This window comes from Pseudarthrobacter sp. R1 (assembly GCF_024494415.1).
GTDB lineage: Bacteria > Actinomycetota > Actinomycetes > Actinomycetales > Micrococcaceae > Arthrobacter.
The window spans coordinates 499331-505437 of sequence record NZ_JAMKFI010000008.1; the positions used below are offsets into that span (position 1 = coordinate 499331).

The following is a 6107-nucleotide window of genomic DNA, read 5'->3' on the forward strand; positions in this document are numbered from 1 at the left end:
GCCGAAGGACGGACCAAAAGGGAAATCCGGCGGTGCATCAAACGCTACCTCGCCCGCCAGATCTACCGAACCCTCAACGCGACAAAGACGGACCCCTCCACGGCTTGACGAACTATAGAAGGGTCACTTAGCGCTACCCAGTTGGGGGAGTGTGGGTTTAATGGTCAGGTGCCCATTCTGAATAAAGACATGACCCTCTGCATCTCGCTCTCGGCCCGTCCCAGCAACAACGGGACCCGCTTCCACAACCACCTGTACGAGCAGCTGGACCTGAACTGGATCTACAAGGCGTTCGCGCCCACCAACCTGGAGCAGGCCATCGCCGGAGTCCGGGGGTTGGGCATCCGCGGGTGCGCCATCTCCATGCCGTACAAGGAGGACGTGATTGCCCTCGTGGATGAGATGGACCCCTCCGCCAAAGCCATCGATTCGGTGAACACCATCGTGAATACCGACGGGCATCTCAAGGCGTACAACACGGACTACACGGCGATCGAACAGCTGCTGGCCTCCAATTCCGTACCCACCACCTACTCGGTCCTGGTCCAGGGTGCGGGCGGCATGGCCAAGGCCACGGTCGCTGCGCTCCGGGACGCCGGGTTCACTGATGTCACTGTCCTCGCCCGCAACGAGACCACGGGGCGGGCGCTCGCGGAGCAGTACGGCTTCCAGTGGCGTGCAGCGCTCGACGGCGGGACGGCGGACCTGATCATCAACGTGACCCCTATTGGTATGGCAGGCAGTATGGCAGGGGGCGCCGAAGCGGACAGCCTGGCCTTCCCGCAGGAAACCATCGACGCCGCCCGTGTAGTTTTCGACGTCGTTGCCCTGCCCGCCGAAACTCCGCTGATCAAGGCGGCGCGGGCCGCTGGGAAGCCGGTGATCACCGGAGCGGAGGTGGCCACCATCCAGGCACTGGAGCAGTTTGTGCTGTACACCGGCGTTCGGCCCACCGCAGAGCAGGTCCGTGCGGCGGAGGAGTTCATGCGCGCCCAGTAACGCTCTTAGGCCGGCTCCACCACGATGGCCACCCGGTCCTCCCCGATGCGGGTCAGGACCAGGGTGGCTGTTTTGTTGCCGCCCTTCTTGCTGCCTGCGTTTTTGCCGGCTGCGTTTTTCCCTCCTGGGAGAAGCTGTTTGCGGAGTTCCTCCGGGGTCACGGCGGTGCCGCGCTTCTTGATGTCCAGAACTCCGATGCCCTCAGCCTTCACCCATGCCTTGAGCGCCTTGACGTTGTAGGGCATGACGTCCAGGACCCTATAGGCCCGCGCGAAGGGAATGTCCACCAACTGCGGCGCGCAGATATAGGCGATGTGTTCATCCACCAGGTGCCCGCCCAGTTGCAGCGCGACGTCGGCCACCAGCCCCGCGCGGATCACCGCACCGTCCGGCTCGTACAGGTAGCCCTCCACCGGTCCCACCTGGGCTGCGGGTCCTGCGCCGAAATCCTCGCCACTGGTCAGTTCAGCCGCACCCTCAGGCCCCAGGACGAGCGCTGCCCGGCGGACTCCGGGACGCCGCACGGCGTTGAACCACAGCGCCACTTCGGTGACGTCCCCGGACACTGAAACCCACTGGGCTTCGCAGTCCGCCGGCACGGAATCATGCGGCATCCCGGGCCCCATTTTGACACCGACCGCGCGGCCGGATGCCGCCAGGGACTGAACAAAGGACAGCGGCGGCGAGAAGGCTTCCGGGTCCCAGATGCGCTTGGTTCCGGAGGTGGAGGTGACCCGCCGCGCAGGATCCAGCCAGACGCCGTCGATCCCGTCCAGCGGAACGGCGGTGGCATCTGCATGGACCACGGTGGCGTTGGGGAAGGGGATGAGGTTCACCGTGGCGCAGGCGGCGGTGGTCTCGTCCATTTCCACCGCGGTCACGCTAATGTCCATCGAAGCCAGCGCCAGGGAATCGGCAGCGAGGCCGCAGCCCAGGTCCGCCACGTGCTTGATTCCCGCCTCCGCGAACCGCTTGGCGTGCCGGGCGGCCACGTTGAGCCTGGTTGCCTGCTCCAGGCCGGCCTGGGTGAACAGCATGCTCCGGGCGAACTCACCGAACTTTGCCTCGGCCCTGGTCCGGAGCCTGGACTGGGTCAGGACGGCGGAGACCAGCGCGGGGGAGTGCCCGGCCTTGCGCAGGGCCGAGTTCAGTTCGAATGACGTGTCCTCCTGGTAGGGGCCCAAAGACGCCAAAAGGTCCCATCCCTCGGGGGTAAGCAGCGGCGCGATCTGGTCCTGGGGAGCGTGAGACATGCGTTCCAGCCTAGTGGAGGAGCGTCCAGCGGGATGCGGATAGTGTTGAAAGCATGGAAGAGAGCGCAGGCCCCCAGCAGTCCGGAGAACCAGCCAGGGACAGGGGCCCCGCCCGATTCGCGCGGCCGGCACTGATCGCCGGATCCCTGGTGGCCGTGGTGTGCATCGGGCTCCTGGTGGTGATCTTTTTCCTCGATACGTTCAATGCCACTGTCTACTCTGTGGGCGGTGACGACATCGCGGGCGACACCCAGGAAGCGCGGGACATCCGCGGGCTTTACGACGGCGCCCGTGCCGGCAGCATCGCCGTCCTGGTTGCTGCCCTGCTGACGGCGGCAGGGGCAGCGGTGGTGCTTTACCGGGGGCGGAACTCGGCCGCCGGCGAGGGCGAAGGCGGGGAGGACGTCGACTTCGACGACCTGGGACGCTGAGGCGCTTTGCCGCCCGCACTGGTGAGCAGCACTCCTGAAATGACCAGAACGCCGCCTAGCACCTGCGGCACCGAGATGGGCTGACCCAGGGCGACAGTGATGACCGCGGTGAACACGGCAATGAGGTTCAGGTAGTTGCCGGCGTTCGCAGCGGTGGTCCGCTTGAGGGCAAGGTTCCAGAGCAGGTAGGAGCCCAGCGAGGGAAACAGTGCGATGAACGCCAGGGACCAGCCCTCCGAAGGGGTCCCCGGCAGGCCGGCACCGGCCACGAGGGCGAGCGGGCTCAGGACCACGGCCGCCATCGCCACCTGCACCGCTGTGGACGTGATGGCGGGGATGCTCAGCCTGCGGGCGATGATCGTGTAAAGGCCCCAAACGGTGATGGCCCCAAGGATCAGCAGCTCGCCCCTGTTGATGGAAAATGTCAGCAGGCGCTGCAGTTCGCCGCCGGTGAGCACCAGCAGGACGCCCAACAGGCCCAGGCCGATCCCCACCCAGCTCAGCGGGCGCGGCCTGTCCAGGAGCAGGACCACGGCCAGCACCATGATCAGTGCCGGGTTCGCGGCGGTCACCAGGGAGGCGTTCAGGGCAGACGTGTGCTGCAGGGCGCTGTAGAGCAACAGGGTGTAGCCGCTCATGCCCAGGGAACTCAGGAGCAGCAGGACCGGCCAGCGGCGCAGGACAGCACGCCAATCCGGCCGCTCCACGGCGTGGGCCAGCACCAGCAGCGGCACGGCGGCCAGCACCCATCGCCAAAACGTCAGCTGGAGTGGCTCCATGGTTTTCATGGCAGCTTGGCCAACCACAAAATTTCCGGCCCAGAAAAGGTTGGCAAGGATCAGGTATACGGCAGCTCGCACCGCTCAAATGTACATGCGGAGGGTTCGCGGATGACGAAATGCTGGCACTCGCCTTGACCGAGTGCTAACCCTTACATAGAGTCTTCATTAGCACTCTCCCTAGGAGGGTGCTAACACATGAAGAGCTGCCAGCCAGGCTGCTGCCGGCACCGCGACGACGGTTTGCCAGCCAGGGCGGAAAGCTTTCCAGTCCACGAATTTGCTGACGAAAAGGAGAGGTCCGAGTGTCGGTCTCTATTAAGCCTCTTGAGGATCGTATTGTTGTCCGCCCGCTCGAAGCCGAGCAGACCACGGCTTCCGGCCTGGTTATCCCGGACTCCGCGCAGGAGAAGCCCCAGGAAGGCGAAGTTGTTGCAGTAGGCCCCGGCCGCTTTGACGACAACGGCAACCGCGTCCCGCTCGACGTTGCCGAGGGCGACGTTGTTATCTACTCCAAGTACGGCGGAACCGAAGTCAAGCACAGCGGCACCGAGTACCTCGTACTGTCCGCCCGCGACGTCCTGGCGATCGTCGTAAAGTAACTCCCCGGATCCCCGTGCCGCTGGTCATGCGTTCTGCTGGTCAGCTGCGCGGGGTTCTGTCTTGAAAGGACAAAACCATGGCAAAGCAGCTTGCGTTTAACGACGCTGCCCGCCGGTCTCTTGAAGCCGGCATTGATAAGCTCGCCAACACCGTCAAGGTGACGCTCGGCCCACGCGGCCGCAACGTCGTCCTGGACAAGAAGTGGGGCGCTCCCACCATCACGAACGACGGCGTCACCATCGCCCGTGAAGTTGAGCTGGACGACCCGTACGAGAACCTTGGCGCCCAGCTGGCCAAGGAAGTCGCCACCAAGACCAACGATGTTGCCGGCGACGGCACCACCACGGCAACGGTTCTGGCCCAGGCTTTGGTTAAGGAAGGCCTGCGCAACGTAGCGGCAGGTGCCGCTCCCGGCCAGATCAAGCGCGGCATCGAGGTTTCCGTTGAAGCCGTTGCCGCCCGCCTGCTGGAGAACGCCCGCCCCGTCGAAGGCACCCAGGTGGCCAGCGTTGCCGCAATCTCCGCCCAAAGCGAAGAAATCGGTGAGCTCCTCGCCGAGGCATTTGGCAAGGTTGGCAAGGATGGTGTGATCACCATCGAAGAGTCCTCCACCACGCAGACCGAACTGGTCCTCACCGAGGGCATGCAGTTCGACAAGGGCTACCTGTCCCCGTACTTCGTCACCGACGCAGAGCGCCAGGAAGCCGTCCTCGAGGACGCCCTCATCCTGATCAACCAGGGCAAGATCTCCTCCGTGCAGGAATTCCTGCCGCTGCTGGAAAAGGCGCTGCAGAGCTCCAAGCCGCTGTTCATCATCGCTGAGGACGTTGACGGCGAGGCCCTGTCCACGCTGATCGTCAACCGCATCCGGGGCACCCTGAACGTAGTTGCCGTCAAGGCTCCGGGCTTCGGTGACCGCCGCAAGGCCATGCTGCAGGACATCGCCACCCTCACCGGTGCGCAGGTTGTCTCCCCGGAACTGGGCCTTAGCCTGGACACCGTTGGCCTTGAGGTGCTGGGTACCGCCCGCCGCATCACGGTCACCAAGGACAACACCACCATCGTTGACGGCGCCGGTTCGGCAGAAGACGTGGCAGCACGCGTTGCCCAGCTCCGTGCCGAGCTGACCCGCACCGACTCCGACTGGGACCGCGAAAAGCTCCAGGAGCGCCTCGCCAAGCTGGCCGGCGGCATCGGCGTCATCAAAGTCGGCGCCGCCACCGAGGTTGAGCTGAAGGAAAAGAAGCACCGCATCGAGGACGCTGTTTCCTCCACCCGCGCTGCCCTCGAAGAAGGCATCGTAGCCGGCGGCGGCTCCGCCCTGATCCACGCCCTCAAGGCATTGGATGAGGACCCGGCTGTCAAGGCTCTCGAAGGCGACGCCGCCGCTGCCGTGGGCATTGTCCGCCGCGCGCTGGTCCAGCCACTGCGCTGGATTGCCCAGAACGCCGGTTTCGACGGCTACGTCATCACCGCCAAGGTTGCCGAGCTCGAGACCAACAACGGCTTCAACGCCAAGACGGGCGAGTACGAGGACCTGATCGGCGCCGGCGTTATCGACCCCGTCAAGGTCACCCGCGCAGCCCTCCGCAACGCAGCCTCCATCGCAGCTCTGGTTCTCACCACCGAGACCCTTGTTGTGGAGAAGCCTGCCGAGGAAGACGAGCACGCAGGCCACAGCCACTAGTCCCCACCGGCTCCCGAGTCCCGCTTCGCTCGACTCGGGTCCCTCGCCGGCGCGGGCCCAGCCCTGTAGTCACAAAAAACCGGTCCAGCATCGCTGGGCCGGTTTTTTGGTGCCGCCGGACGCTCCATCACGTCCTGCAGCCAATCGGGCACCCCTCCATCACCTCCTGCAGCCAATCGGGCAACCCTCCATCACGTCCTGCAGCCAATCGGGCACCCCTCCATCACCTCCTGCAGCCAATCGGGCAACCCTCCATCACGTCCTGCAGCCAATCGGGCAACCCTCCATCACGTCCTGCAGCCAATCGGGCAACCCTCCATCACGTCCTGCAGCCAATCGGGCAACCCTCCATCAC

At 65.1% G+C, this 6107-nt stretch carries 6 protein-coding genes; 4 read left to right on the plus strand and 2 right to left on the minus strand.

Going from position 1 to position 6107, the window contains the following annotated elements; all coding sequences use genetic code 11:
* Nucleotides 1-168: 168 nt before the first annotated feature.
* Nucleotides 169-999 carry a shikimate 5-dehydrogenase gene (locus M8J71_RS13195; RefSeq protein WP_256248317.1) on the plus strand — a complete coding sequence of 277 codons (831 nt, stop codon included), beginning with the start codon at nt 169-171 and terminating at the stop codon, nt 997-999.
* Nucleotides 1000-1004: 5 nt separating this feature from the next.
* On the opposite strand, the gene M8J71_RS13200 is transcribed toward M8J71_RS13195, so the two are convergent.
* Nucleotides 1005-2252: a class I SAM-dependent methyltransferase gene (locus M8J71_RS13200; protein ID WP_256248318.1), complete on the minus strand. Its 1248-nt coding sequence runs from the start codon at nt 2250-2252 to the stop codon at nt 1005-1007.
* 53 nt (nt 2253-2305) lie between these two features.
* Here M8J71_RS13200 and M8J71_RS13205 point away from each other — a divergent pair, with 53 nt between their 5' ends.
* Complete coding sequence (locus M8J71_RS13205) at nt 2306-2683, plus strand: hypothetical protein (RefSeq protein ID WP_256248320.1); 378 nt, start codon at nt 2306-2308, stop codon at nt 2681-2683.
* Here M8J71_RS13205 and M8J71_RS13210 read toward each other — a convergent pair.
* Nucleotides 2608-3543 carry a DMT family transporter gene (locus M8J71_RS13210; protein ID WP_256248321.1) on the minus strand — a complete coding sequence of 312 codons (936 nt, stop codon included), beginning with the start codon at nt 3541-3543 and terminating at the stop codon, nt 2608-2610. The genes M8J71_RS13205 and M8J71_RS13210 overlap by 76 nt on opposite strands.
* 224 nt (nt 3544-3767) lie before the next feature.
* Between M8J71_RS13210 and groES the strand changes: the two genes are divergently transcribed.
* Both groES and groL read left to right on the plus strand, forming a co-directional pair.
* Nucleotides 3768-4064 (plus strand): co-chaperone GroES, encoded by a 297-nt coding sequence (gene groES, locus M8J71_RS13215; protein ID WP_050054380.1) that lies wholly within the window; start codon nt 3768-3770, stop codon nt 4062-4064.
* Nucleotides 4065-4141: 77 nt separating this feature from the next.
* Nucleotides 4142-5752 (plus strand): chaperonin GroEL, encoded by a 1611-nt coding sequence (groL, locus tag M8J71_RS13220; RefSeq protein ID WP_256248322.1) that lies wholly within the window; start codon nt 4142-4144, stop codon nt 5750-5752.
* Nucleotides 5753-6107 lie beyond the last annotated feature (355 nt).

Coding starts and splice junctions, on each gene's coding strand:
- groL (WP_256248322.1), top strand. CDS start 4,142: ATGGCAAAGCAGCTTGCGTTTAACGACGCTGCCCGCCGGTCTCTTGAA.
- M8J71_RS13200 (WP_256248318.1), bottom strand. CDS start 2,252: ATGTCTCACGCTCCCCAGGACCAGATCGCGCCGCTGCTTACCCCCGAG.
- M8J71_RS13205 (WP_256248320.1), top strand. CDS start 2,306: ATGGAAGAGAGCGCAGGCCCCCAGCAGTCCGGAGAACCAGCCAGGGAC.